This window comes from Labrys sp. LIt4 (genome assembly GCF_017813775.1).
Lineage (GTDB): Bacteria > Pseudomonadota > Alphaproteobacteria > Rhizobiales > Labraceae > Labrys > Labrys okinawensis_A.
In genome coordinates this window covers 72,678-96,642 of record NZ_JAGIPY010000013.1, presented here as the reverse complement: position 1 = coordinate 96,642, position 23,965 = coordinate 72,678, and the positions used below count along the sequence as shown (strand labels likewise).

Here is a 23,965-nt window from a genome sequence, read left to right as displayed (position 1 = left end):
GCCCACAAAGATGTCGCTCGCGGCATCGACGCTGCATGAGCAGTATTTTCGTGCTCTGGTATTACAGCCGCTCGATCAAGGCCTTGGCCGCGGTGGGCGCCTTGGGCTTGAAGCCGTTGATCATGAAGACGAAGACGTCGCGACCGGCAGCCTGAGGCGGTTTCTTGCCGGAGGTCTTGTCGAGGTCGGCAGGCTCGCCACCCTTGGCCCAGGCCTTGGCCCGCTCGGCCCATTTGTCCAGCGCGGCCGCGGAATAGCCGAGTTCCTCGTTCTCTTTCGCCGCCTGTAAACGCGCGTAGACAAAGGGGGCCGTGACATCGTGGATATGCGGGAAATCCGCTTTGTCGGTCAGGACGATGCCGACATCGTAGGCGCGCACCAGCTCGATGAATTCGGGCACCTTGAAGCTGTCGTGCCGGACTTCGACGACATGGCGCAAGGCATGGCCTTCATGGCTCTTGGGCAGGAGCTTCAGGAAGCCTTCGAAATCGGCCGGATCGAACTTCTTGGTCGGCATGAACTGCCAGTTGATCGGCCCGAGCTTCTTCTTCAATTCGACGATGCCGCTGCCGATGAACATATCGATCGATTTTCCGGCGTCCGACAGCACTTTCTTGTTGGTGGCGAAGCGGTTCGCCTTCATCGCAAAGACGAAATCATCCGGCGTCTCCGCATGCCATTTGGCGAAGCTCTCCGGCTTCTGCGAACCATAATAGGTGCCGTTGATCTCGATCGCGGTCACCTGGCGGCTGGCATATTCCAGTTCCCGCTTCTGGGTCAGGTCGGCGGGATAGAAGCTGCCGCGCCACGGCTCGAAGGTCCAGCCGCCGATGCCGACGCGGATTTGGCCAGTCATGCGAATTCTCCCGATTTGTTCTCGGTCGCCAACCGACCATAGCACGCTGAGTCCGGCAACCCGAAACCTCTTGCCGGGGAGCGCGGACTTCCAGCCCGCGCTCCAGGCACCCTATCCCGTCTGTCCCGGGTTGGTCTGCCAGCCAGAGATCCATAATTCGCGCAAGCGGTCTCCCTCATGACGAAAATAGTGCCCGGTCGGTTTCAAGGACAAGGCGCGGTCGGCGCGGAAGTTGCGGATCGCCTGCCGCAGTTCGCACCACGCCACCAGGACGAAGGCCTGCGAATAATAGATCAGGGCGAGCGGGCGGATCGTCCGCTGCGTCTGCCGTCCCTGTTCGTCGCGATAGCCGAGATCGAGCTTTTCCTCGTCCCGGATCGCCCGGCGAACCAGGCCGAGGTCGATGCGCTCAGGCGTCGGCGCGATATCGCCCCAGGCATGCAGCGTGCGCGAGGAGAACAGCTGGCGCAGGGGCTGGGGCACCGCACCCGCCAGTTTCGCACCGGCTCGCCGCGAGGCCTGTGTCAGTTCGGGATCGCCGGCGCGTTCGATCAGGGCGAGACCCAGCATCACCGCCTCGGTCTCCTCGATCGAGAACATCAAAGGCGGCAGGTCGAAGCCCGAGCGCAGGACATAGCCGATGCCCCGTTCCCCCTCGATCGGCACCCGCATGGCCTGCAGCGCGGCGATGTCGCGATAGATCGAACGCATGGTGACTTCCAGGGTCCCCGCGATGGCGGCTGCGGTAACCGGTTTCCTCGCCAGCCTGAGGATCTGGATGATCTCGAACAGACGTGCCGCCTTGCGCATGGTGCCCCTTCACAACTGACACATCCTTGTCAGTTGCTCCCCTCTATAGAGGCAGCCAACTCCTTGAAAAAGCGGCAAAGGTGTCCCCGAACACGTTCACCTCCGCCTGGCAACTGACATGACCTATACTGAAAATCTCTGGATCTTCCTCATCCTGCTTGCCGGCATCATCATCGTGCCTGGCATGGATATGCACTTCGTGCTCGCCAATGCCTTGACGGGCGGACGGCGCGCAGGCCTTGCCGCGACCACGGGCATCATGGCCGGCGGCATCTGCCACACTGTGTTCGGCACGGTCGCGGTCGCTGCCCTCAGCCGGCTGGTTCCCGCCCTCGCCACCGCCATGATCCTGACCGGCTCGGCCTATATGATCTGGATCGGCATCCGGCTGCTGCGCAGCTCCATTGTCGTCGGCGAGGTCGAAACCGGCCGCGCGGCCGCGCTGGCGCGCATCTTCGGCCAAGGGCTGACCACGTGCCTGCTCAATCCCAAGGCCTGGCTGTTCGTGCTGGCGGTCTACCCGCAATTCCTCAGCCCGAGTTTCGGGCCGCTCTGGCCCCAGGCTGTGGCAATGGGCCTGATGACGGTGCTGGTGCAGTTTGCCGTCTATGGTGGGCTGGCCCTGATGGCCGCGCGCGGTCGTGATGCCCTGACATCGAGCCCCGCCCTCACCATCTGGGCCGGGCGCGGGGCAGGACTGCTGCTGGTGGCCGTTGCGGCCTTCGGCCTTGTCTATAGGCTCGCCAGCCCGTGAGCGCCGCCTCAGCTCCGGCGCGCATCCTTCGTCAATGCGGCGAGAGCGAACTCCACGGTCTGGCGCAGACTTTGCGTATCCGCGCCAGCCTTGCCGCTGACCTTGAGGCCGCGCAGCGTCGCCTGAATGAAGCGGGCCGCCCCCCTGATATCCGTGGCCGTACCGATCTCGCCCTCCGCCTTGGCCTTGCGCAGGCTACCTTCCAGCGCCGCATCGAGCGCGGCCTCGCTCTCGGCGAGCATGGCGGCGATTTCTTCGTCGTTCCGGCCGAACTCGACGATCGCGCCGACATTCATGCAGCCGAGTGCCCGGAAGGACGGGTCGGCCTCCGCCACGGCCAGCAGCATCCGGCGGATTCCGGCGAGCGGCGATGCTTCCGCGTCCAGTTGCGCGAGCTGGTTGGCAAGATTGACCGCCTGATAACGCCCGAGCGCTTCCAGATAGAGGCGGCGCTTGTCGCCGAAGGTGTCGTAGAGGCTCTGGCGGCCAATCTTCATCGCCGCAAGCAGATTGTCGGTAGACGCCGCCTCGAAGCCCTTGGCCCAGAACACGGCGGTGGCGCGCTTGAGCGCCTCGTCACGATCGAATTCTCTCGGTCTTGCCATGTCACCAGAAACACTGTTTCGGACAGACTTGTCAATAATTTTGTTGCACCGCACAAGAGCAGGCGCTCCGATCGATTGTCGTCCCCGGCGGCGCCGCAGGCGGCGGGAAGGGGATCCAGGGGCCGTAAATACTGTCTTTAGCCCTGGATTCCACTCACAAGCAAAGCTTGTGAGGATACCTCGGCCTCTCTCGCTTCGCTCACGACAAGCTCGGCCGGGAATGACAGCGCGCTTATTCTCGGACGATCCGGCTAAGGCCCGTTATCGCCGGGCATCATGCGACCTCCCCTACCACCATCGGATGGCCGAGGCCTCCCAGAACCTGAAGGGTCTCGACGGTCGGTATGGCCGGCTTTCCCGTCTCACCGAAGGCGAAGACCTGCTCAACGATGAAAATCGCCGCCAGCAGAGCCATCAGTATCCAGACAAAGACCTGCCTTCTCAATTTGGCCGCCCGTTCTGGCGCTGACAATTCCGCCGCTGACAACCGCGGTGCATGGAGGATCTTCTCCATCTGCCCGGCAGCGCCGAAACGACGCCCGAACAGAGATAAGGGCCAAGCGCGACGTTTCGAAACGTCGACGGCGATTGCCCTGGTGGCATAGCCCTTGCCACGACTCTTATGGCCGGAGAGACGGGACTTGTCTGTTCGGCCAATCGCACGGGAGCCGATCTCATAGATCGTGATTGCGAGTTTTGCGGAGGCCGGCAGCGAGCCCGCGATATGCCGGGCAAGACCGGCAAGGCTCTGCGCCGGCATGGTAAAGATCTTGCCCTCCGCGCTGTCGCAGTTGACGATCGCGGCAATAGAGACACGGTTGCCGGCCGATCTGGTCAGCACATAGTCGCAGTGTTGCAGCAACTCCTCCGATTGGGGCAAGGCTCCCAGCCTGTAGCCACGTTTGGCGACCAAATAGCGAGCGTAATAGCGGGAAAAGGGTTCGCACTCCGTCGCAGATTCTTCCATCGCTTCACTATCCCTGCCGCTCCCAGCTGATGTTTGCATGAGCACTCGTCTGTTTGGCAATGCAGATTTGGCCGCCAGCGGACGATCGCGCAACGTCATGGTGTCCTGTCACCAATCCCGACGACACCCCGGCCATGTTGCAAACGCGCAGCAGCATCGCGTGATCGCCCTCGCAATTGCCGGCGCTTTGCTGTATTGGGCTCCCTCATCAGTGAAATCCTGCAGAAGTGGACGCTGGCGCGCGGACTTTATTCCCGTGGGCGCGCCGCCCCCGACCCGGCATTTCACATGACCGGTTTTCCTCATCTGACAGGTTTATCACGTGGCACTTCCTTCCCTGAACCCGGCCCTTCGCCAGGCTCTGACCGATCGTAATTATGAAGAACTGACCCCCGTTCAGTCCGCCGTGCTGGCCGACGACGCCGCCGACCGCGACCTGCTCGTTTCGGCCCAGACCGGCTCGGGCAAGACGGTGGCCTATGGCGTTGCCATCGCCCGCGGCCTGCTCGGCGACGACGAGCGCTTCGAACAGGCCGATGCCCCGCTCGCGCTGATCATCGCGCCGACCCGCGAACTCGCCATCCAGGTGGAGCGTGAATTGCTCTGGCTCTACCAGAAGGCCGGTGGGCGCGTGGTTTCCTGCGTCGGCGGCATGGACCCCCGCCGGGAACGCCGCCAGCTCGCAGACGGCGCGCATATCGTGGTCGGCACGCCCGGCCGCCTGCGCGACCACATCGAGCGCAAGGGCATCGATCTCTCGGCCCTGCGCGCCGTGGTGCTCGACGAGGCCGACGAGATGCTCGACCTCGGCTTCCGCGAGGATCTGGAATTCATCCTCAAATCCACCCCAGACGACCGCCGCACCCTCCTCTTTTCGGCCACCATGCCCAAGGGCATCGTCGCCATCGCGCGCACCTATCAGAAGGATGCGCTGCGCATCGAGGTGAAGACCGCCGAGCGCGGCCATGCCGACATCGAATACCGCGCCATCCGCGTCTCCGCCAAGGAGATCGAGCACGCTGTCGTCAATCTGCTCCGCCTCGTCGCCTCCCCGACCACGATCGTGTTCTGCAATACGCGCGAATCCGTGCGCCATCTGCATGCCACCCTGCGCGAGCGCGGCTTTTCGGCCGTGCTGCTCTCGGGCGAGCTCGGCCAGCACGAGCGCAACCAGGCGCTGCAGGCCCTGCGCGACGGCCATGCCCAGATCTGCGTCGCGACCGACGTGGCGGCGCGCGGCATCGACCTGCCCAATCTCGGCCTGGTCATCCATGCCGACCTGCCCACCGACGCCGAGAAGCTGCAGCATCGCTCGGGCCGTACCGGACGCGCCGGCCGCAAGGGGATCAGCGCCCTGCTGGTGCCGATGTCGCGCCGCCGCAAGGCCGAGATCCTGCTCAGCCAGGCCGGCGTGAAGGCCCAGTGGATGGGGCCGCCGACCGCCGACGAAATCCGCGCGCTCGACCAGCAGCGCATGCTGGAAGACCCGCTGCTGACGGAGGCCCCCGGCGAGGAGGACCTGGCCATCGCCAGGCTCCTGCTCGAAAACCGCAGCGCCGAGGACATCGCCGCCGCGCTTGCCCGCGTCTACCGGTCGCGCCTGCCCGAGCCGGAGGAGGTCAGCGATCCCGGCGACAGCTTCGGGCGTCGCGACGCTTTCGATCGCCGCGACGGCCGCAGATCTTCCCGTTTCGACCGGGACGACCGTCCCGCCAGGTTCGAGAGGGACGACAGGCCTCCCCGCTTCGAGAAGGGCGAGCGCACCTCGCGCTTCGACAAGTCGGATCGGGCACCGCGCTTCGAGCGGGCTGGGCGCTTCGAACGCGACGAGGTGCCGCCCGCCGCCGACGACATGGTTCTCTATCGGTTGAGCATCGGCCGCCGCAACAATGCCGACCCGAAATGGCTGTTGCCGATGCTGTGCCGCCGCGGCGGCGTCAAGCGCCGCGATATCGGCAACATCAAGATCCTTGACAACGAGACCGTGGTCGAGATCTCCAAGGAAGCTGCCGAGCATTTTGCCGTCAACGTGCGCAAGCCCGACGAAGAAAACATTCGCATCCAGCCCTATCGCGACCGGGGCGGCGAGGAAGCGGCACACGAACCCAAGCCGCACCGCAAGGGTCCCAAGAAGCCCTGGGCTGACGAAAAGCCGGGTAGAAGGCGCGGGCGAGAAGCTTGAGGCCGTACAGGCAAGGTACGACGTCTCGTAAGCGCGGCCTCCCTCGAAGCTGCAGCGGTTGCGCGCGTGACTTGTGCGCGCTGGAACCGACGACGTTGACGCCGAAAGAGTAAAGGCTCGAGAATTTCTCTATCTCAAAACAATACTCGATGAAATAGTGACACCATCACTATCTCGAGCCTGGCACAACTTGCGGCCAGGCTCTCATCATATGCCAATCGCGTCGTGCGATTAAAACTTCTTGGCGTCATTGCCAAACGCGAACTCGCCTGTGCTGCCATCGCTCATGGTAAAGGAACCGGTACCGCTCATGAGGCTTGGATCGTTATGAACGCTCGCCGTACCCTTGCGGCCATCGCTGCAGAAGATCGGCACGTATATCCTCTCCCTCACCCCCGACAAGGCATATGAACCCGTGCACGAAAATTTGCCTTTGCTCACCAGATAAGAGCCTTGGGTCTGCTCCAGGCGGACAGACCCATGCAAAGTTCCCCCAAGTCCCTGGCTGACGACGACGACGGGCAGACTTTTTACCGTGCCCGGAAGTGTCCGGATCGGAGTGGAACAGCCTCCGAGATTCGCCGCGACGGTCCCTAGAGCAAGAAAATATCCCGCGGCAGAAAGAACGCGCATGACGCCCCTCATCGGATAGCAATGAGGTTAGGTATGGCGGCTTTTTATAATCGGTCAAGGGCACAGAAGCCCCTCGCCTTCCGGGTGCGACAGCCGACCCAAGCGCTCAGAATGTCCCCGGTCTGGCGAGCAGAAGCCGCTTCCCGCCTCGTCGCGACTTCGGCGTCTGCCCGCCCAAAATCCCAGGGTGAGATCAACTCGAGTCCCGTCGTCTGGAAGTCAGCCCGATTTCGGGTAGCCAAGCGACCGCCATTGACGCGTGTGATCGCCGCGATCATGCCGTCAGGAGCGGACATTGGGCGCCCTTGATGGACGGCATGGGCCATGATCTCGCCATAAGCGAGCGTCGCTTCTTCGGTAAGGCCGAAGATCCGGTCCGCGAAACGGTGGCGCCAACCCGAAAGGCCTTGTTTCAATCGTATGGAACGTTCTTCTGGCCGAATCTTACGGATACCGAAAGCAATCTCCGCAATCGTCACCGTCGGCAAGGCGAGTTCGGCGTCGAAGCGAACTAGCCATGCCTACCCCCCTTTTCCTCAGCCGAATATAGGGCGCTCGACTCTGCCATTACGATGGCAGCTGCCGGCACTGGTTCACATCCATCGATGGCCCTCCTTGAATCCTCCTTGCATTTCCTCCGCCAAGCGCCTATCTGCGCCTTCCTATTCGTCTCCCCGCCCCAAGGCACCGGACCCATGCGGACATCATCGTCGATCTCGCTGATGATCCCGAGGAACGTCGATTCCTCGGCCGCATTCGCTTTGCCCTAGGCCGGACCGACATCACCTGAGATCGAGCCAGCCCGGACGCAAAAGCGGTTCCGGGCACTTTTTTGGCTCTCGTGGTGCCCTGAGCCGTTTTCTCCTCCAGTGAGAGCCAACGGTAAAAGGACCGACCACAGGTGTAGCATGACCAAGGAAAAGTTCACCCGGTTGAAGCCCCATTGCAATGTGGGCACCATCGGCCACGTCGACCATGGCAAGACGACGCTGACCGCGGCGCTCACCAAGGTCTCGGCGGACCGAGGCTGGGGAGCTTTCGTCTCGTATCAGGACGTGGCCCGCGCCTCTGCCGCGCAGGGCACGCGCGATGCCTCGAAGATCCTCACCATCGCCTCCGGGCATGTGGAGTTCTCGACCGAGAACCGCCACTACGCCCATGTCGACTGCCCCGGCCATGCCGATTATGTGAAGAACATGATCACCGGCGCGGCGCAGATGGATGGCGCCATCCTGGTGGTTTCGGCCTTGGATGGTCCCATGCCGCAGACGCGCGAGCATATCCTGCTGGCGCGGCAGATCGGCGTGCCACGCATCGTGGTGTTCCTCAACAAGTGCGATGCGGTGGAGGATCCGGAACTGATCGACCTGGTCGAACTCGAGATCCGCGAACTCTTGAGCCGGCAGAACTATGAGGGCGACAAGGTGCCCTTCATTCGCGGTTCCGCCCTGCAGGCCCTGAACGGGATCAAGGGCGAACTGGCGGATGAGGCGATCCTCCGGCTCTTCGAGGCGCTGGACAGCACGATCGAGCTGCCCGAGCGCGCAGAGGACAGGCCCTTCCTGATGCCGATCGAGAGCGTGCGCACCATCTCCGGAAGGGGCACGGTGATCACCGGCTTGATCGCGCGCGGTGCGGTCAGGCTTGGCGACGAGGTCGAACTCGTTGGCTTCGGCGCCCGTCGCAAGACGGTGGTCACCTCCATCGAGACCTTCCAGAAGATCCTGGACCAGGGTCTCGCCGGAGAGAATGTCGGCTGTCTGCTGCGCGGTGTCGAGCTCAAGGAGGTCCGGCGCGGCCAGGTCCTGGCCAAGCCCGGAACGGTGGAGCCGCATGCCCGCTTCGAAGCCGAGGTTCACGTCCTCAGCAAGGAAGAAGGCGGGCGCCATACGCCCTTCTTCGGCCATTACCGGCCGCAGTTCTTCTTCCGGACGGCCAACGTCACCGGCAGCATCGAACTGCCGCCGGACGTCGAGATGGTGATGCCCGGCGATACCGTCGTGCTCACCATTGCCCTCAACCAAGCCATCGCGCTCGAAGCCAATACGCGCTTCGCCATCCGCGAGGGCAACCGCACGGTGGGGGCTGGCGTGATCAACCGGCTGCTCGACTGAGGGCAGCAAAGCGGAGGGCGGGCGACCGCCCTCCGCATTCAAGGCTTATTCCGGCTTTTCAGAATAGGGCACGGGTCCCCTCCTCACGAAGCTGGGGAGGGACCCGCGCCTCATCCGGCCCGCTCCTGACCCGCCCCGATCGCCGATTCCAGCAGCGTGCGCACCGAGGTTTGCAGATGCTCTTCGAGCCGCATCTGGGCTTCTTCGATCACACCGGATTTCAAGGCGGAGAGGATTCTCAGATGCTCCGCCAGCGCGGTCCGATAGCGCTCGATCTCATCGTCCTTGCGCCATTGATAATGATAATGGAAGACGAAGGACACGACGTCGTAGAAGCTCGCCACGAAACGGTTGTTGAGCTGGTCCACCAGGAAGCGGTGAAAGCGACGGTCGAGTTGCGGGAACTGGCGGATCACCTCGTCCCCTCCCCGGCTCATCGCCTCATGCGCCTCGATCAGCCGGCCGATCTCCCGCCATACAGGATCATCGGTGCTCCGCTGCGTGAAGAGCCGGATCGCCTCGATCTCGAACGTACGCCGCGTCGCCGCGAGCTCGCGCGCGAAGGAGGCGTCGAAGGCGCAGAGCCGCCAGCCCCCGCGCGGTGCCTTCTCCACCAGGCCATAACGCGAAAAGCCGATCAGGAATTCGCGCACGCTCACCGTGCTGGTGCCGAAAGCCCGCGCGAGTTCGGCCTCCGAAAAATTGCGTCCGGGCATCAGATCGCCGCCGACGGCCATTTCGAGGAAGCGCCGCTCCACCAGATCCGAACGGCTCTCGGTTTCAGCCACGCCGAAATAGTCCGACACGGCAGGCAACCGGTGCAGCAAGGTGCGCCGGCCGTCGCGCCGGACCAGCCCGGCCTGCTCCAGGCCTTCGAGGGCAGACCGCATTGCCGTACGGCTCACGCCGACTTCGCGCGCCAGGACGGCCTCCGGCGGCAGCAGCGCGCCGGGCTGCAGCTTCGCCATGATATCGAGGGCCAGATTGGTGGCCTTCATCGAGACATTGCGCGGGCGCGGCATCGCCATCCCCCGGGATTGCGGTGGGCTGGTCCCCAGACGAGCCCTGAACCACGACAGTCCCGAGGGAACGGGTCTGGGGACCCGCCCACCAAACAGCAAGGATCACTCCCAGCTCCCAACGCTTTGTGCCCTTGCCGCCCCCGATAACGCATGTTAGTGTCCTCTATAAATAAAAGACACCGATACAACAAGGGTGTCGAGGAAACGCACAATGCTCGCCACTCGGCCCGAACCGAGTGATGTCGCGCTGGAAGCGCGTGGCATCTCCAAACGGTTCGCAGGCGTCCCCGTCCTCGATGATGTCGACTTCTCGGTCGAGGCTGGAGAAGTGCATGCGCTCGTGGGCGAGAACGGCGCCGGCAAATCGACCTTGATGAAGATCGTCAGCGGCATCCTGACCGAGTTCGACGGCAGCCTGTTCGGTCGTGGCCGCAGCCTGCGCTTCACCTCCGTGCGGGAGGCCCAGGCCGCCGGCATCGCCATCATCCATCAGGAACTCAATCTCATTCCCGAGATGACCGTCGCCGAGAACATCTTCCTCGGCCGTGAACCCCGCATCGCCGGGCTGTTCGTCGAGCGGCGCGCCCTCGGCCGCGCCGCTCGCGACCTGCTCACGGGTTTCGGTGTCGCCCTCGACCCCGAATCCCGCGTGGGATCGCTGCGCGTCGGCGAGCAGCAACTGGTCGAGATCGCCAAGGCCCTGTCGCTGGAAGCGCGGGTCCTGATCATGGACGAGCCGACCTCGGCCCTGTCGCCGAGCGAATGCGAGCGCCTGTTCGGCATCATCCGCAAGCTCGCTGCCGCGGGCGTCGCCATCGTCTATATCAGCCACCGCATGGACGAAGTCTCCCTGCTCGCCGATCGGGTGACGGTGATGCGCGACGGGCGGCGTGTGCTGACGGCTGCCATGGCGGAACTGACGCCTGAGCGCATCATCGCCAGCATGGTCGGCCGCGATCTCAGTCTCGCCACGCCGCCTCACACGCCCGACCGTTCTGCCGAGGCCTTGACCGTGCATGGTCTCGGCCTCAGCCTGCCGCAGGCGCGCGGAGGCTGGAAACGCGTGCTGCGCGGCGTGTCGTTCAACCTGCATCGCGGCGAGATCCTCGGCATTGCCGGCCTGCTCGGTTCCGGCCGCACCGAGATCCTGGAAACCATTTTCGGGGCCAGCATGGGGCGCCGCGAGGGCCGGATCGTCGTCGACGGTGCCGAGGCCCGGATCGACAGCCCGCGCCAGGCCATCCGGCACGGCCTGGCTCTGGTGACGGAAGACCGCAAGGCGACGGGACTCCTCCTGCAATCGGCCATCCGCGACAATGTTTCGCTGCCCTCCCAGCCGCTGCAGCGACGCTTCGGCCTGCGCGATGACCGGCTGGAAACCCGGCTTGCCCGAGAGGCGATCGCCGGCCTCTCCGTGCGCTGCCGCTCGGACGAGCAGGTCGTAGCCGAACTTTCCGGCGGCAATCAGCAGAAGGTGGTGATCGCCAAATGGCTCGCCATCGGCCCCCGCATCCTGCTGCTCGACGAGCCGACGCGCGGCATCGACATCGGTGCGAAGAAGGAGATCTACGACCTCGTCTTCCGCCTCGCCGGACAGGGCATGGCCATCCTCGTCGTCAGCTCCGAACTGCCCGAATTGCTGCTGCTCTCCGATCGCATCCTGGTCATGCAGGAAGGACGCCAGGCCGGCATCCTCGAGCGCCGGGAGGCCAGCGAGGAGGCGATCATGACCCTCGCCTCGCCGCGGCGTGCTGAGAGGGCCGGACTTCGGGCCGGCCCGGCAACAGCACACCAACCGGAGAGTCCAGTCGGGTCTGAAAACCCACCACCCGATGCGCCGCCCTCCTCGCCCTTCCCCATGAGCCGTCAATGACCTTTCTGAGACTTCTGTCGCGGACCAAGCTGTATTGGGGCCTCGCCGTCCTCTTTGCGATCGGCGTCGCCTTTTCGCCGGTCACCTCCAAGGGGCGGAACATCTTTCTTACTTCCGGCAATCTCTCGGACGTGCTGCGCCAGGTTTCGATCACCGGCCTGGTCGCCGTCGGCATGACCATGGTGATCCTGATCGGCGGCATCGACCTGTCCGTCGGCTCGATCCTGGCACTCGGCACCGTGCTGGCGGCGCTGCTCCTCACGCAGCCGGGCTTCACGGTGGCTGCGGGCATCGCCCTGCCCATCACCTTTCTGGTCGCGATGGCCGGGGTCGCCCTGATCGTCTCCTTCGTCTCCGGACAGCTCGGCACGGGCAAATCCACCGCCACGGCGACGGCGATTCACCAAGGCCGCCGGCGATCGACGCTCTCGGCCATCTGGCTGCCACTCGCCGCGGGAATCGTCGTCGCCGGCCTGTTGACGCTCTGGCTGGCCTCCCAGGCCGGCAGCCAGTTCGGCATGCCCGGCGTGCTGATTGCCGTTTCCTGCGTCGGGCTTGCGGTCGGCGCGCTCAACGGCGCCATCATCGTCAGCGGTCGGCTGCAGCCCTTCATCGTCACGCTGGCGATGATGGTGACCATGCTCGGCCTCGCCCGCCTGGTCGCCGGCCAGGACAGTGCCGTGGTCGCCGTCTATTCCGGCACCAACGCCACCGCGGACATCGATCTCCTGCGCGCCGTGCTCTGGGGCGTGCTGCCCGTGCCGGGCCTCTTCTTCCTGGCCGCGCTTGCGCTCTTCATGGTCGTGCTGAAATTCACTGCTTTCGGCCGCTATGTTTATGCCATCGGCGGCAATGAGGAGGCGACGCGCCTGTCCGGCATCGCCGTCATGCCGGTGAAGATCACAACCTACGCCTTTTCAGGCATGCTCGCCTGCATCGCCGGCGTGCTCTATGTGGCGCAGTACCGCCAGGGCAAGCCCGATGCCGGTGTCGGCCTGGAACTCGATGCCATCGCCGCCGTGGTGATCGGCGGCACCAGCCTGATGGGCGGGCGCGGCAGCCTCGCGGGCACGCTGGTCGGCGTCCTCATCTTCGGCCTGCTCACCAATATCCTGCAGCTCCACAACATTTCCACCAACGTCCAATTGGTGATGAAGGGGCTGATCATCATCCTCACCGTGCTGCTGCAGGAACGCAATCTTGGCCAGATCTTCGCGTTGCTCCGAGCGAGCCCGCAAGCCGAGGCACAGGATGAGAAGACCTATAACAAGCTGGAGGAAACCCCATGATCAATCGCCGGAACTTCATCCACGCCGCGCTCGCCAGCGGCGGCGCCATGCTGATCCCCCTGGGCTGGACGCCGCGCGCCCACGCCGACGACAAGAAATATACGATCGGCTTTTCGCAGGCGACGACGCTCGAACCCTGGCGCGTCCAGTTCAACAAGGATCTGAAGGCAGAGGCCGAAAAGCATCCGAACGTCAACCTGCTGATGGCCGACGCCGAGGACAAGACCGAAAAGCAGGTGGCCGACACCGAAAGCTTCATCACCCAGGAGGTCGATGCCATTCTGATCAGCCCGAAGGAATCGGCCGGGCTCACCGCCGTGGTCGAAAAGGCGATGGACGCCAAGATCCCGGTCTTCGTGCTCGACCGCAACGTCAATTCCGAGAAATACACCCAGTGGATCGGCGGCGATAATGTGGTGATCGGCCGTGCCGTCGGCGACTTCGTGGTCAAGACGCTGGGCGGGGCCGGCAAGGCCAAGGGCAATGTGGTCGAGATCTGGGGCGGACTCGGCACCCAGGCGAGCCACGACCGCTCCAACGGCTACCACGAGAAGGCGGACAAGGAGAGCGGCATCAAGCATCTCCTGAACCAGCAATCGGCCGACTGGAAGCAGGCCAAGGCCTATGAGGTGATGTCGACGGCCCTGCGCAATTTCGAGGACATCAATCTGGTCTATGGCCACAACGATCCCATGGCCTATGGCGCCTATCTCGCCGCCAAGGATGCCGGCCGCGAAAAGAACATCCTGTTCGTCGGCGTCGACGCCCTGCCTAATGAGGGGGTCAAATACGTCCATGACGGCGTGCTCGCCGCGACCTTCCTGTACCCCACGCCCGGCGCCGAGGGCCTGCGCCAGGCCCTAAAGGTCCTGGGCGGTGGGACGGTCGAGAAAAAGCTGGTGCTGGATACACAGACCATCACCAAGGACAATGCCGACGCCATCCTGAAGGCGAACGGATTGCTGTGAGGCATCTTGGCCTTCTCCCCTTGCGGGAGAAGGCCTCCTACCCCAACCGCATCAGCACCAGTCCGCCCAGGATCAGCAGGGCCGAGAGCCCGCGCACGGGCGTGAGGGGCTCCTTCAGGAAGACCATGGCGATCAGGCCGCCGAACAGCACGCTGGTCTCGCGCGTTGCTGCAACGAGGGCGATGGGCGCCACCGTCATCGCCCAGATGACGATCCAATAGGCGGCAAGCGACATCACCCCGCCGGCAAAGCCCGGCACCAGGAATTTCAAGGCAGGGCTCACGCCGGCCCAGCCCTTGCGCCACAGGCAGATCGCCAGCATCGGGTAGGCGTCGAGCGCGAACAGGGCGGCCGCATAGGAATTCGGGCTCCCCGCAGCGCGGGCGCCGATGCCGTCGACGATGGTGTAGAGCGAAATGGTGACGGCGGTAAGCAGGGCGTAGATCACGGCCGTCCGGCTCGGAACCAGCGAGCCGCGTTGCCCCTTGAGCGAGATCAGCAGGACCCCCAGCCCCAGGAGGGCGACGCCCGCGACATTGCCGGCGCTCATCGGGTCATGGATGAAGGCGAGCGAAATCGCCGTGGTAACCAGGGGCGCAGCACCGCGCGCGATCGGATAGACCTGGCTCATATCGGCGCGGCGATAGGCCTCGGCGAGGAACAGGTAATAGCCAAGGTGCAGAACCGTCGACAAGGCCACCCACACCCAGGCCTCCTCGTTGGGCAGGCCCGTGATCGCCAGCGCCGGCAAGGCGATGAGACCGCAGGACACCGCGATCAGCGTCATGGCCAGGAAGGGATCGAGCCTGATCTTGACCAGCGCGTTCCACCCGGCATGCAGGGCCGCCGCAGCAAGTACGGCCAGGAAGACGGGGAGTTGCAATTCCATGAGGCGGTGAACTTCGAGGCAACGGGCGCCTACCGGCGACAATGGTGCTGGCTGGTGACCCTGACAGAGGGAGGGCTGAAGCTCGGTGAATTTCACCAGCGCTTTCAGCGCCTTCCTTCTCATTATGACAGTTTGATGTCAAAGCCGCTCGGCGGGGTGCGACGTTTCGCGTGTCCCTCAGGCCGGCGCCCAGACCAGATTGTCGTTGGAAAGAACCGTTTCGCCGGACCAGCGATAGGCGGTCAGCACGCCGCCCTTGGCGACGCTGAAATCCAGGCACGACGCGGTTGACGACAGCAATTGCGGCCGGCCGGACATCCAGTAATGGCCGAACATCACCGGGACGGGATCATCATAGCGATAATGGGTAGGCACGGGATCGTCAGGCAGCGCGCTTGCACCTTCGCCCAGGCCCAGCGTCGCGGACCGGAAGGTCGTCGCTTCCCGGTCCCACCAGCGCAGGCGGGCGTCATGCCTGATGTGACCGTCCTTGTCGCGGAACGAATGCCCGGCAGGCAATCGTATTTCGGGCCCCTTGAGCAGAATCTCGGCGGCTCGATTTTCAGGAGCACCGTCATAAAGGGCCTTGTGCAGGCCCGGCCCGTGCAAGCATCCGGCCGCGTCGAGGCAGGTTGCCGCGAGCCGATGCTGTGATGCGCCGTGCCAGCACGCATGCACGACCCGCAATCCCCCGAGGTCGAGCCATATGGGAAGGCAGGTAAACCAGGCCAATGCCTCACGATAGGCGGGCGAGCCCTCTCCTATCTGGTCCAGAAAGGCAGCGTGCTGCTTTCTGTTCTCCTCCGTGTGAGGCCGAAGGAAACCGCCGCTGCCATCCGGCGTACCCCAGCCGAGAGCATTGAACTCGTGATTGCCCATGATCGCCCGGGCCGTGCCCGCTCCCGCCATGGCGCGGACGACGCGCAGGACCTCGACCTGCTCCGGCCCACGATCGATGAAATCTCCCAGGAAGATCGCCCTCCGGTCGGAATGCCGATAGGCCCCGTCCCGCTCGCGATAATCCAGCTTCGTCAGCAGCCTGTGCAGTGCATCAGCGTGGCCATGAATGTCACCGATCACATCATAATTCATCGTCAAACTATTGATTTTCCTTGTTCATATCGAGATCGAGATAATTTCGGCCTCTTAGGTCATCCCTTATCCGCACGGCATCGTTTGTGCTGCGGTGCCCTCTCTCAGCTGTGCCATGGCTTTGGCTTGACACGGAACGGCTGCCCGGCCCAGGATGGACCATGGCCAATTTGCGCATCATTCTCGCCGTTTCCAAACAGCGCCTCCATATCGGGGGCAGGTGATCGCGTGCGCCATCAACAGCGAAGTCAGATCGAAAATGTACCCCGCCGGTTGACGGGGTTCTTGTTTGCTGCCGTCTCCGGCCAATCGGAGATGATCCATGGAAATCCCCTCTTCTTCCGCCCGCGAGGCCTCTCCGCGGGGCCTGTGGCTGCCCTTGATCACGCCGTTCCGCGATGGCGAGCTCGACGAGACCTCGCTGCGGCGTCTCATCCGCCACTATGGCGCACTCGGGCTGGATGGCCTGGTTCTCGCCGGAACCACAGGTGAGAGCCTCACCCTGGACGAGAACGAAACGCAGCAGCTGGTCGAGGTCAGTGCCGACGAGCTTGCCCGGCAAGGCTACCGACTGCCGCTCTATCTCGGCCTTTCCGGCAGCGATACGCGCAAGCTCGCCAAGTGGCTTCACCGCCTGGTGGACTGGCCGATCGCCGGCCACCTCATTGCCTGCCCCTATTACAGCAGGCCTGGCCAGGCGGGGCTGATCGCCCATTTCGACGCACTGGCGGACAGCACCCGGCACTCGATCCTGATCTACAACATTCCCTATCGCACCGGCGTCACTCTGGGCAATGACGCGATGCTCCGGCTCGCCGAACGGCCCAACATCGTCGGGGTCAAGGATTGCTGCGCCGATCCGGCCCAATCGGCCGAATTGATCCGGCGCCGGCCGCCCGGCTTTTCCGTGCTGACCGGCGAGGATGCCTTCTGCCATGCCGCCCTGTCTGCCGGCGCCGACGGCGCGATCCTCGCCTCCGCCCATGTCGAGACCGCCGGCTTCATCGCCATCCGCGACGCCTTTGCCCGCGGCGACGGCCCGACAGCAGATTCTGCCTGGCGCCGTCTCGCCGATCTCGTGCCGCTGCTCTTTGCCGAACCCAATCCGGCCGCGATCAAGTACTGGCTCTGGCGCACGGGCCTGATCGACAGCGGCGAATTGCGGCTGCCGATGACGCCGGTGAGCGCCGCCCTCGCCGCCCGCCTCGACAGCGCGATCGAGCGCCTGAAGCCGGCGGCCTGAGATCCGGCCGTCGCAATGGAGTCAGCGCGCCAGTGCCGCCTTGCTGCGCTGGCGCCATTTCGGCCAGATCAGCAGCCAGCCCACCAGGACGAGATTGACCACGTTCCACAGGAAGCCGTGCAGGAAGGCGAGCCGGTAGGACTGGGTGGCGTCATAGATGAAACCGGAGGCAAGCCCGCCGCCAGCCATGCCGAGCACGGTTGCCATCAACACCAGGCTGATGCGCGCGCCCGCCTCGCGCGGCGGCAGGAACTGGCGGATGATCACGGCGTACATCGGCACGATGCCGCCCTGGAACAGGCCGAACAGGCCCGAGATCACCCACAGCGAGGAGAGGCTGTTGAAGAAGAGATAGAGCAGCAGCGCCGCTCCCTGCATGGCTGAGCCGATCAGCAGCATTGGCCCGGCGCCGATGCGGTCGGCGACAAAGCCGGAAGCAAGGCGGCTGACCACGCCCAGGCCCAGCATCAGGGCGATGATCTGGGTGCCGATGGCCACGCCATAGCCGAGATCCCCGCAATAGGCGACGATGTGAACCTGCGGCATCGACATCGCCATGCAGCAGGCAAAACCGGCAACCACCAGGATCGCCTGCAGGGCATTCGCCGACAGCCCGAGCTCGCCGCGGGCGGCCTCGGTGGCGGCCTCGGCCGCGGCATAGGTGGTGGTGGCGGGCCGCCGGGTCAGGGCCAGGGCCAATGGGAGCATCGCGGCAGGCGCGAACAGGCCGATGCCGACATGAGTGGCGCGCCAGCCATAGGCGGACTGGAAATGCTCGATCACCAGCGGCCAGACGGCACCGGCAAGATAGCTGCCCGAGGCCGCGAAGGTCACCGCCAGCGCCCGGTGCTTGCGGAACCAGTGCGAGAGATCGGAGATCAACGGGGCGAAACCGGCGGCCGAGCCCAGGCCGATCACGATCGAAAGGGCCGCGAACTGCCAGATATTGGAGGTGGAGGCGGCAAGCACATAGCCGGCGCAGAGCAGAGCGGCACCGATCAGGATCGGCACGACGATGCCGAGCCTGTCGGCCAGTCGGCCCATCACCACCCCGCCGACGGCAAAGCCGAGCATGGTGCAGGTATAGGGCAAGGAGGCTCCGCCCCGCAGCGTATCGAACTCCAGCTGCAGGGTCGGCAATACGACCACGACCGACCAGTTGCCGACGCAGGCAACCGTTCCAAGAATCAGGGTGAGAACCAGACGCAGCCAGGAATAGGCGGAATCGACATCGCTGGAACGAAGCGCGTTCATGACGGAACGTCCGTCTTCTCCAGGCCTTCGTTTCGACGCGTCCTTGCGATTCTCGATGGCTCCCTCAAATCGCAAAACGCTCTTGGCCCATTGGCCTCACGGGGCAAAGCTGACACGGGAAGTTTCCTCGTTCCGGAATATTATCCTGAATATGCATGTTTCGCCGACCGGACGGCGTGCAATGGTCAGGCTATAGCAGCTTCCGTCCCGGCTTCGCCACACCGTACGAGGCATGGCTGGTCTGCTGGACAGCGCCTCACCTGCCCTGCCCCAGGACCCGCAACACGAAGGCCGCGCGTTCGGCAACCGGCACCAGCGGCAACGGCACCAGCTCGTAGCCGAGGCTTGCATAGACCCGCATCATCGCCTCATGCGTTGCCTGTGCCTCTTCCGGGCTCTGCTTGCGTTCGGCATCGCCGGCATAGATCGCCGGCCAGGGCGGAGCGATGAAGACCTGCCGCCGGTAGCGGCAAAGCGTTGCAGCCTTGCGAGCCGGCTCCGGCACCGGCAAACCGCAGAGCTCGAGATAGCCGATCACGTCAGGGATGCCGCGATCGAAAACCACGAGCCCCTCGGCTGCCTGCGCCTCGCGATAGGAGCGCATGTCGGCCGCCAGCATCAGATTGGCGAAGGCAGCGCGGTCAGCCCATGGCAGGGCATCGCCGCCGATCGCGACCTGATCCTGAATAATCGCGCGGCCAGCCTCGGGCATGGTGCGGAGGCCCTCTCCGGCCAAGGCCGATATCAAGGTGGTCTTGCCGGAGCCGGGACCACCGGTAAGAACGACGAAATGATCGATCCGAGACAAGGCTCGATCTCCTCTTGCTGACAATGACGATGTCGGGGATGTGCAGTGGGCACGGCAGGCACCTCGCATGCGCGGAATGCAGCCGGCCGGTCGATCGGGAAAAGGTTTTGAAATGCGATGACATCGACCGGACACGGCCCGGGATGTCGATCTTCAGAGCATGCGGCAGGACACTCTGCCGGGCCTGCGACTCGCTGGAACAGCCTACACCGTCTTCCGCTCGACCGAAACCCATGCTGCCGTGCCAGCTTCCGGATCGTTGCGTCGAGCACTCAGGAAATCACCAAAGCGTCGCCTCCCTCGTAGAGAGTGTCGCTTGCAGGTCATTTGCCCCACGCCCAAGGCAACACGATGCGGATCGAGAAGGGTACGCCGCTTGTGGCCAACCCGTCCGCAACATCACAGGGGACAGTCAGGCATGACAGACAGGATCGGCAAGGCGGGAGCACAGGGTTTGATCGTGGATCGCCGCGAGCTGATGAAGGGAGCTGCCGCGCTCGGCCTCGGCTACGGCCTGACCGGGATTTTTGGAGGGCCGGCCCGGGCCGCCGAGACGCCCAAGAAAGGCGGCACGCTGCGCATCGGCATGGAGGGCGGCTCGGCTTCCGACACCCTCGATCCGCGCTCCTTCGCCGATTCCATCCCGCTCAATTACGGCTATCAGATCTGGAACGGCCTGGTTGAGATCGACAATAACGGCAATGCCGTCGGTGAACTCCTGGAGAGCTGGGAAGCCAAGCCCGGCGCCAAGGAATGGATCTTCAACATCCGCAAGGGCGTCACCTTCCATTCCGGCAAGACGCTCGATGCCGATGACATCATCTATTCGATCAACCTGCATCGCGGCGACACCAAATCGGCGGCCAAGGATCTTTTGTCGGGCATCACCGAGATCAAGAAACTCTCCCCGACCCAGATTCAGATCAGCCTGAACGGCGGCAATCTGAACCTGCCCTACAATCTGACCGACTATCACATCCTCGGCATGCCCAACGGCTTCACCGATTTTTCCAAGCCGGACGGTACCGGTGCCTACAAGCTGGAAACCTTCGAGCCCGGCGTGCGCGTGGTCACCAAGAACACCGGCAATTACTGGAAACCGGGCTGCGGCAATTTCGACTCGGTCGAGCTGCAATATATCGGCGACTCCTCCTCACGCCTGCAGGCGCTGATCGCCGGCCAGGTCGACGCCATCAACCGCCTCGACCCCAAGACCATGGACCTGGTGACATCCTCGCCCGACGTGAACGTGGTGCAGACCAAGGGTACCGGCAACCGCTATGCTTTCGTGGCGCTGTGCGACACCGATCCCTATTCGAATGTCGACCTGCGCTGGGCGCTCAAATATGGCATCGACCGCAAGAAGATCGTCGACACCGTCTATCAGGGCTATGCCACCGTCGGCAACGACACCACCATCAGCCCGATGAACAAGTATTTCGCCAAGGACCTGGCGCAGACCCTCTACGATCCGGAAAAGGCGGCCTTTCACTACAAGAAGGCCGGCAGCCCCAAGCTGGAGGTCAAGGTCTCCGAGGGCGCCTATAGCGGCGCCACCGACGCCGCCCTGCTCTATCAGGAATCAATGAAGCAGGCCGGCATCGAGCTCACCGTCACCCGCGTCTCGGCCGACGGCTACTGGTCGAACATCTGGCTCAAGGATCCCTTCTGCGCCGTCTATTGGGGCGACCGTCCCGCCATCGACCTGCAGCTGTCGCAGACCTATCTCTCGGATGCGGCCTGGAACGACACCCATTGGAAGCGGCCGGATTTCGACAAGCTTGTCCTGGCCGCGCGGGTAGAGGAAGACGAGGCCAAGCGCCGCGAAATGTATTACGAGGCGCAGAGGATGATCCATGACGACGGCGGCATGATCTGCTTTGCCGTCAGCGACTATCTCGACGGCTATGCCAAGAAGGTGATGGGGGCCGCGCCCCATCCGCGCTACGACATGTGCGACCAGCGCATCGCCGAAAAGGGCTGGTTCGCCTGACCTCGCATGAACCACTCAGGGCGTCGATAGACGCCCTGCAACATCCGCCCCGCTTGTCGCGAAAGCTGCTTCAGCCCCACCAGAAAATGGCGGCGATTATGACGTAGAGGCCGACAAGGGCGGCGCCGTCCGCCATGTCGGCCCGGCCATCCGCGGTGACGACCACGCCGATGATGGCCGACAGCATCAGGGCCACGGCCAGCATCGGCGGGATCACCAGGGTGAAGGGTGTTCCGCCCATTGCATAGCTGGCGAAGACCAGCACGGGAATAAGGGCGAGCGCGACCTGGAGCGAGGAGTTCAGGATCACGCTGATGGCGAGCTCGGCCCGGTTGCGCAAGGCGAACTGGATGCCCACGACATTCTCCACCGCATTGCCGACGATCGCCACGATGACGAGACCAGCGAAGGCCTGGGAAATGCCCAGCGTTTCGATGGCCGGGTTCAGTGCCTCGACGAACCAGTCGGACACGAACAGGGCGGCGGTGCCGGCGAGCGCCAGGATCGTCAATGCCAGCCAGAGCGGCCAGCCAGCCTCCTGCTGAACATGTGCCTCGGCCGGCACGGTGCGTTCGCTGCCACCGAGCATGACCCTCACGGAAACCAGGAAGACCAGCAGCAGGACGCCGGCGCAGACCAGGGCCAGCTTGTCCTCATGGGCGCCCGCCGGCAGGTGCATCACCGAAGCGAGCGTCGGCAGCATCAGGGCGGAAACCGCCAGCAGCAGCAGTGCCGCGATCATGCGCGGCCCGGCTGCATCGAAGACCAGCACCTTGTGGCGGGCACTTCCGGCGATGAAGGCGATGCCGAGCACCAAAAGGCTGTTGCCGAGGATCGAGCCGATCAGCGAAGCCTGCACCACCTCGATCAAGCCGGCGCGCAGCGCGAAGATACACACGCATAATTCAGGCAGGTTGCCGACCGCCGATTGCACGACGCCGGTTGCGGCCGGGCTGAGATAGCGCCCCAGATGGTCGGTGGCCTCGCCGATCAGCGAGGCCAGTCCGGCAAGCGCGACGGCGCCGATGACGAAGACGAGGATATGAGAGGCGCCGGTATAGTTCGCGACACCCGTGGCAGCCGATGCCCCTCCCGCGATGGCGAGCGTCACGAAATCGCGTTTCGACAGCATGAAACCTCCTGCGAAGCCGTGCAAATTTCATAGCCCGACGTGAAGACGCAAGGGAAGGTCAAATCTCATGCCGGAATATTTGGAGACCGAAGCCTCGTCACGCGCGTCAGCATGACGCGGCGGCCCGCTTGTGTCGTCGTGGCGACCCCATGCCGAACTTGCCCCATAGCGCATCCCCTCGAAGATCTTGGTTCAGGCCGCGAGACCGGCACCGTGAATGAAGCCACCCTTTTGACAATATCGGCTTCCAGCAGGCATCAGACTCGCCGTCCATACATATCTTCGCCGGTGAGTTCGTTTGCTTTGAGCAGCATTGCTTCCAACGCCTGATATACAGGACCGACATCCGCTTTCTTGCTTGCCAGGTCGATGCATTCAGATCGCAGTTTGGCTGTCATTCCATAGAGGGCTTGAAGGGCGTCCGGCTCCAATCGATCATTCAGCGATGCGGCTATGCCAAGATCAAGCGCGCGCTCATATTCACCCCTCTCGACTAAACCGCGAATCTGATCAGCCAGCATCATGTCACAGTGAACCTGCTCAACATTTCTTGTCGTTCGTACGCCCGCCCGGATCCGATACGGCCGGGCTGATGCCGTTCCAGACGACGGCCAAATGCAAGGCGACGAGCAGGTCGATCATCTCGCGGAATCGCGGGCGAATCTCGATAATTCGTCCTGCCCCGGCGTGCTGGACGATCAGACCCTTGTCCTGCAGCTGACGCATGATGCGATGGATCTGAATGCGGGGGATAGCGAGTTCGCGCGAAACCCAGCCATAGTTGAAATTCACAAAGTCTTCCGACCGCGGATCCTCAATTTTGTCGGCGAGCATCAGGAAAAGGGTCACCTCATATCCGCCAGCCATATCGAGGATCGTCTCCATTTCTGGCGTGAAGATCGAGATGTAGCGAAAGTCGATGATGCATCGATAGGAATAGTCGATGACATCCCGAAGCAGGCGATCATCGTTGTAGAGGTCGGAAAGCAAGGTTGGATTGTCCATGAGCAGCGAGATCGGAATGAAAAAGTTCCGGTAAACGCCCTTGGCTTTCTCGATCGCTTTGGCGGTGGCTTCGTATCGGAGGTTACGGCGATCCTGATGATTGACGACCTTCCTCAGATATCCCCCGAGCTGAAGCAGCCGCAGGAAGGCGATGGTTCTGGCGCGGCCGGCAATATCGGCGCGTTCGGCAAAGGCCAGGGCGCCCGGCAGTGTGATCCCCTTCTCGTCCGCTGACGTACCAAACGCAAAATGGCTTCGCAGCAGATAGAGGGACAGCAAATGCCGCACTTTCTCGGTTGCGAAATGCGAGAGGAAGAAATTACTGCCCATCATCGAGCAATAACGTTTCGCGAACATCCGAAACGCCGCTCGAAAATTATAATGATTCATCAATAATTTAGCAGTTTCCATCACTTCATGGGAGAGACGACCGAACACATACATGCAATAGACCCGTTCCGCGTCAGGCTTTCTTC

Annotated in this window: 21 protein-coding genes and 1 pseudogene; 8 read left to right on the top strand and 14 right to left on the bottom strand. The window is 63.7% G+C overall.

Translation table 11 applies throughout. The annotated features are described in order from the left end of the window. Positions 1 to 61: 61 nt before the first annotated feature. Together J8I29_RS22060 and J8I29_RS22055 are read right to left on the bottom strand one after the other, a co-directional pair. Positions 62 to 856 (bottom strand): DUF72 domain-containing protein, encoded by a 795-nt coding sequence (locus J8I29_RS22060; protein ID WP_209433301.1) that lies wholly within the window; start codon positions 854 to 856, stop codon positions 62 to 64. Between the two features lie 111 nt (positions 857 to 967). Continuing rightward, a complete protein-coding gene (locus J8I29_RS22055; RefSeq protein ID WP_209433300.1) occupies positions 968 to 1,666 on the bottom strand; it encodes a YafY family protein in 699 nt (232 codons plus the stop codon). A gap of 118 nt (positions 1,667 to 1,784) precedes the next feature. Here J8I29_RS22055 and J8I29_RS22050 point away from each other — a divergent pair, with 118 nt between their 5' ends. Next, positions 1,785 to 2,420, top strand: a complete 636-nt coding sequence (locus J8I29_RS22050; RefSeq protein ID WP_209433299.1) for a LysE family translocator — start codon at positions 1,785 to 1,787, stop codon at positions 2,418 to 2,420. 8 nt (positions 2,421 to 2,428) lie between these two features. Here J8I29_RS22050 and J8I29_RS22045 read toward each other — a convergent pair whose 3' ends face one another. Next, positions 2,429 to 3,025 carry a TetR/AcrR family transcriptional regulator gene (locus J8I29_RS22045; protein ID WP_209433298.1) on the bottom strand — a complete coding sequence of 199 codons (597 nt, stop codon included), beginning with the start codon at positions 3,023 to 3,025 and terminating at the stop codon, positions 2,429 to 2,431. A 274-nt stretch (positions 3,026 to 3,299) separates the two neighbouring features. Next, a complete protein-coding gene (locus J8I29_RS22040; protein WP_209433297.1) occupies positions 3,300 to 4,091 on the bottom strand; it encodes a hypothetical protein in 792 nt (263 codons plus the stop codon). Between the two features lie 223 nt (positions 4,092 to 4,314). Between J8I29_RS22040 and J8I29_RS22035 the strand changes: the two genes are divergently transcribed. Continuing rightward, positions 4,315 to 6,174 (top strand): DEAD/DEAH box helicase, encoded by a 1,860-nt coding sequence (locus tag J8I29_RS22035; protein WP_209433296.1) that lies wholly within the window; start codon positions 4,315 to 4,317, stop codon positions 6,172 to 6,174. A 231-nt stretch (positions 6,175 to 6,405) separates the two neighbouring features. Here J8I29_RS22035 and J8I29_RS22030 read toward each other — a convergent pair whose 3' ends face one another. Together J8I29_RS22030 and J8I29_RS22025 are read right to left on the bottom strand one after the other, a co-directional pair. Beyond that, a complete protein-coding gene (locus J8I29_RS22030) occupies positions 6,406 to 6,807 on the bottom strand; it encodes a hypothetical protein (protein ID WP_209433295.1) in 402 nt (133 codons plus the stop codon). Positions 6,808 to 6,983: 176 nt separating this feature from the next. Then, positions 6,984 to 7,328: pseudogene (locus J8I29_RS22025) on the bottom strand (PIN domain-containing protein); the annotation flags it as partial. Between the two features lie 387 nt (positions 7,329 to 7,715). On the opposite strand from J8I29_RS22025, the gene tuf reads away from it, so the two are divergent. Then, positions 7,716 to 8,921, top strand: coding sequence for an elongation factor Tu (tuf, locus tag J8I29_RS22020; RefSeq protein WP_209433293.1), 1,206 nt, complete (start codon positions 7,716 to 7,718; stop codon positions 8,919 to 8,921). 110 nt (positions 8,922 to 9,031) lie between these two features. Here the strand turns inward: tuf and J8I29_RS22015 are convergent, their stop codons facing one another. Beyond that, positions 9,032 to 9,943, bottom strand: coding sequence for a GntR family transcriptional regulator (locus J8I29_RS22015; protein ID WP_209433292.1), 912 nt, complete (start codon positions 9,941 to 9,943; stop codon positions 9,032 to 9,034). A gap of 211 nt (positions 9,944 to 10,154) precedes the next feature. Between J8I29_RS22015 and J8I29_RS22010 the strand changes: the two genes are divergently transcribed. Genes J8I29_RS22010 through J8I29_RS22000 form a run of 3 tightly spaced genes read left to right on the top strand, consistent with a single transcriptional unit; the run spans position 10,155 to position 14,073 of the window. Then, positions 10,155 to 11,816, top strand: a complete 1,662-nt coding sequence (locus tag J8I29_RS22010; RefSeq protein ID WP_209433291.1) for a sugar ABC transporter ATP-binding protein — start codon at positions 10,155 to 10,157, stop codon at positions 11,814 to 11,816. Continuing rightward, a complete protein-coding gene (locus tag J8I29_RS22005; RefSeq protein WP_209433290.1) occupies positions 11,813 to 13,105 on the top strand; it encodes an ABC transporter permease in 1,293 nt (430 codons plus the stop codon). The genes J8I29_RS22010 and J8I29_RS22005 overlap by 4 nt, the downstream gene beginning before the upstream one ends. 47 nt (positions 13,106 to 13,152) lie before the next feature. Next, complete coding sequence (locus J8I29_RS22000) at positions 13,153 to 14,073, top strand: substrate-binding domain-containing protein (RefSeq protein ID WP_245197251.1); 921 nt, start codon at positions 13,153 to 13,155, stop codon at positions 14,071 to 14,073. A 37-nt stretch (positions 14,074 to 14,110) separates the two neighbouring features. On the opposite strand, the gene J8I29_RS21995 is transcribed toward J8I29_RS22000, so the two are convergent. Then, on the bottom strand, positions 14,111 to 14,962 hold the full coding sequence (locus J8I29_RS21995; protein WP_105862206.1) for an EamA family transporter: 852 nt from the start codon (positions 14,960 to 14,962) through the stop codon (positions 14,111 to 14,113). A gap of 177 nt (positions 14,963 to 15,139) precedes the next feature. Beyond that, on the bottom strand, positions 15,140 to 16,054 hold the full coding sequence (locus J8I29_RS21990) for a metallophosphoesterase (protein ID WP_245197250.1): 915 nt from the start codon (positions 16,052 to 16,054) through the stop codon (positions 15,140 to 15,142). Positions 16,055 to 16,376: 322 nt separating this feature from the next. On the opposite strand from J8I29_RS21990, the gene dapA reads away from it, so the two are divergent. After that, positions 16,377 to 17,297: a 4-hydroxy-tetrahydrodipicolinate synthase gene (gene dapA / locus J8I29_RS21985; protein ID WP_209433287.1), complete on the top strand. Its 921-nt coding sequence runs from the start codon at positions 16,377 to 16,379 to the stop codon at positions 17,295 to 17,297. A 21-nt stretch (positions 17,298 to 17,318) separates the two neighbouring features. On the opposite strand, the gene J8I29_RS21980 is transcribed toward dapA, so the two are convergent. Further along, positions 17,319 to 18,551 carry an MFS transporter gene (locus J8I29_RS21980; RefSeq protein WP_105862208.1) on the bottom strand — a complete coding sequence of 411 codons (1,233 nt, stop codon included), beginning with the start codon at positions 18,549 to 18,551 and terminating at the stop codon, positions 17,319 to 17,321. Between the two features lie 256 nt (positions 18,552 to 18,807). Beyond that, the gene (locus J8I29_RS21975; protein ID WP_245197245.1) at positions 18,808 to 19,359 is read right to left on the bottom strand and encodes an AAA family ATPase; all 552 of its coding nucleotides are present in this window, start codon (positions 19,357 to 19,359) and stop codon (positions 18,808 to 18,810) included. A 418-nt stretch (positions 19,360 to 19,777) separates the two neighbouring features. Between J8I29_RS21975 and J8I29_RS21970 the strand changes: the two genes are divergently transcribed. Next, complete coding sequence (locus J8I29_RS21970; RefSeq protein ID WP_209433285.1) at positions 19,778 to 21,352, top strand: ABC transporter substrate-binding protein; 1,575 nt, start codon at positions 19,778 to 19,780, stop codon at positions 21,350 to 21,352. A gap of 70 nt (positions 21,353 to 21,422) precedes the next feature. Here J8I29_RS21970 and J8I29_RS21965 read toward each other — a convergent pair whose 3' ends face one another. The 3 genes from J8I29_RS21965 to J8I29_RS21955 form a co-directional block, all read right to left on the bottom strand. Then, positions 21,423 to 22,484 carry a sodium:proton exchanger gene (locus J8I29_RS21965; protein ID WP_105862213.1) on the bottom strand — a complete coding sequence of 354 codons (1,062 nt, stop codon included), beginning with the start codon at positions 22,482 to 22,484 and terminating at the stop codon, positions 21,423 to 21,425. Between the two features lie 257 nt (positions 22,485 to 22,741). Continuing rightward, positions 22,742 to 23,008 (bottom strand): hypothetical protein, encoded by a 267-nt coding sequence (locus J8I29_RS21960; RefSeq protein ID WP_105862214.1) that lies wholly within the window; start codon positions 23,006 to 23,008, stop codon positions 22,742 to 22,744. A 16-nt stretch (positions 23,009 to 23,024) separates the two neighbouring features. Further along, positions 23,025 to 23,933, bottom strand: coding sequence for a hypothetical protein (locus J8I29_RS21955; protein WP_209433284.1), 909 nt, complete (start codon positions 23,931 to 23,933; stop codon positions 23,025 to 23,027). Between the last annotated feature and the right edge of the window lie 32 nt (positions 23,934 to 23,965).

Excerpts from the sequence above, each read along its gene's own strand:
- J8I29_RS21990 (WP_245197250.1), bottom strand. The coding sequence starts at position 16,054 with ATGAATTATGATGTGATCGGTGACATTCATGGCCACGCTGATGCACTG.
- J8I29_RS22000 (WP_245197251.1), top strand. The coding sequence starts at position 13,153 with ATGCTGATCCCCCTGGGCTGGACGCCGCGCGCCCACGCCGACGACAAG.
- J8I29_RS22010 (WP_209433291.1), top strand. The coding sequence starts at position 10,155 with ATGCTCGCCACTCGGCCCGAACCGAGTGATGTCGCGCTGGAAGCGCGT.
- J8I29_RS21960 (WP_105862214.1), bottom strand. The coding sequence starts at position 23,008 with ATGATGCTGGCTGATCAGATTCGCGGTTTAGTCGAGAGGGGTGAATAT.
- J8I29_RS22015 (WP_209433292.1), bottom strand. The coding sequence starts at position 9,943 with ATGCCGCGCCCGCGCAATGTCTCGATGAAGGCCACCAATCTGGCCCTC.
- J8I29_RS22005 (WP_209433290.1), top strand. The coding sequence starts at position 11,813 with ATGACCTTTCTGAGACTTCTGTCGCGGACCAAGCTGTATTGGGGCCTC.
- J8I29_RS22060 (WP_209433301.1), bottom strand. The coding sequence starts at position 856 with ATGACTGGCCAAATCCGCGTCGGCATCGGCGGCTGGACCTTCGAGCCG.
- tuf (WP_209433293.1), top strand. The coding sequence starts at position 7,716 with ATGACCAAGGAAAAGTTCACCCGGTTGAAGCCCCATTGCAATGTGGGC.
- J8I29_RS21970 (WP_209433285.1), top strand. The coding sequence starts at position 19,778 with ATGACAGACAGGATCGGCAAGGCGGGAGCACAGGGTTTGATCGTGGAT.
- J8I29_RS22030 (WP_209433295.1), bottom strand. The coding sequence starts at position 6,807 with ATGCGCGTTCTTTCTGCCGCGGGATATTTTCTTGCTCTAGGGACCGTC.
- J8I29_RS21980 (WP_105862208.1), bottom strand. The coding sequence starts at position 18,551 with ATGAACGCGCTTCGTTCCAGCGATGTCGATTCCGCCTATTCCTGGCTG.
- J8I29_RS22055 (WP_209433300.1), bottom strand. The coding sequence starts at position 1,666 with ATGCGCAAGGCGGCACGTCTGTTCGAGATCATCCAGATCCTCAGGCTG.
- J8I29_RS21965 (WP_105862213.1), bottom strand. The coding sequence starts at position 22,484 with ATGCTGTCGAAACGCGATTTCGTGACGCTCGCCATCGCGGGAGGGGCA.
- J8I29_RS22045 (WP_209433298.1), bottom strand. The coding sequence starts at position 3,025 with ATGGCAAGACCGAGAGAATTCGATCGTGACGAGGCGCTCAAGCGCGCC.
- J8I29_RS22040 (WP_209433297.1), bottom strand. The coding sequence starts at position 4,091 with ATGACGTTGCGCGATCGTCCGCTGGCGGCCAAATCTGCATTGCCAAAC.
- J8I29_RS21955 (WP_209433284.1), bottom strand. The coding sequence starts at position 23,933 with ATGTATGTGTTCGGTCGTCTCTCCCATGAAGTGATGGAAACTGCTAAA.
- dapA (WP_209433287.1), top strand. The coding sequence starts at position 16,377 with ATGGAAATCCCCTCTTCTTCCGCCCGCGAGGCCTCTCCGCGGGGCCTG.
- J8I29_RS22050 (WP_209433299.1), top strand. The coding sequence starts at position 1,785 with ATGACCTATACTGAAAATCTCTGGATCTTCCTCATCCTGCTTGCCGGC.
- J8I29_RS21995 (WP_105862206.1), bottom strand. The coding sequence starts at position 14,962 with ATGGAATTGCAACTCCCCGTCTTCCTGGCCGTACTTGCTGCGGCGGCC.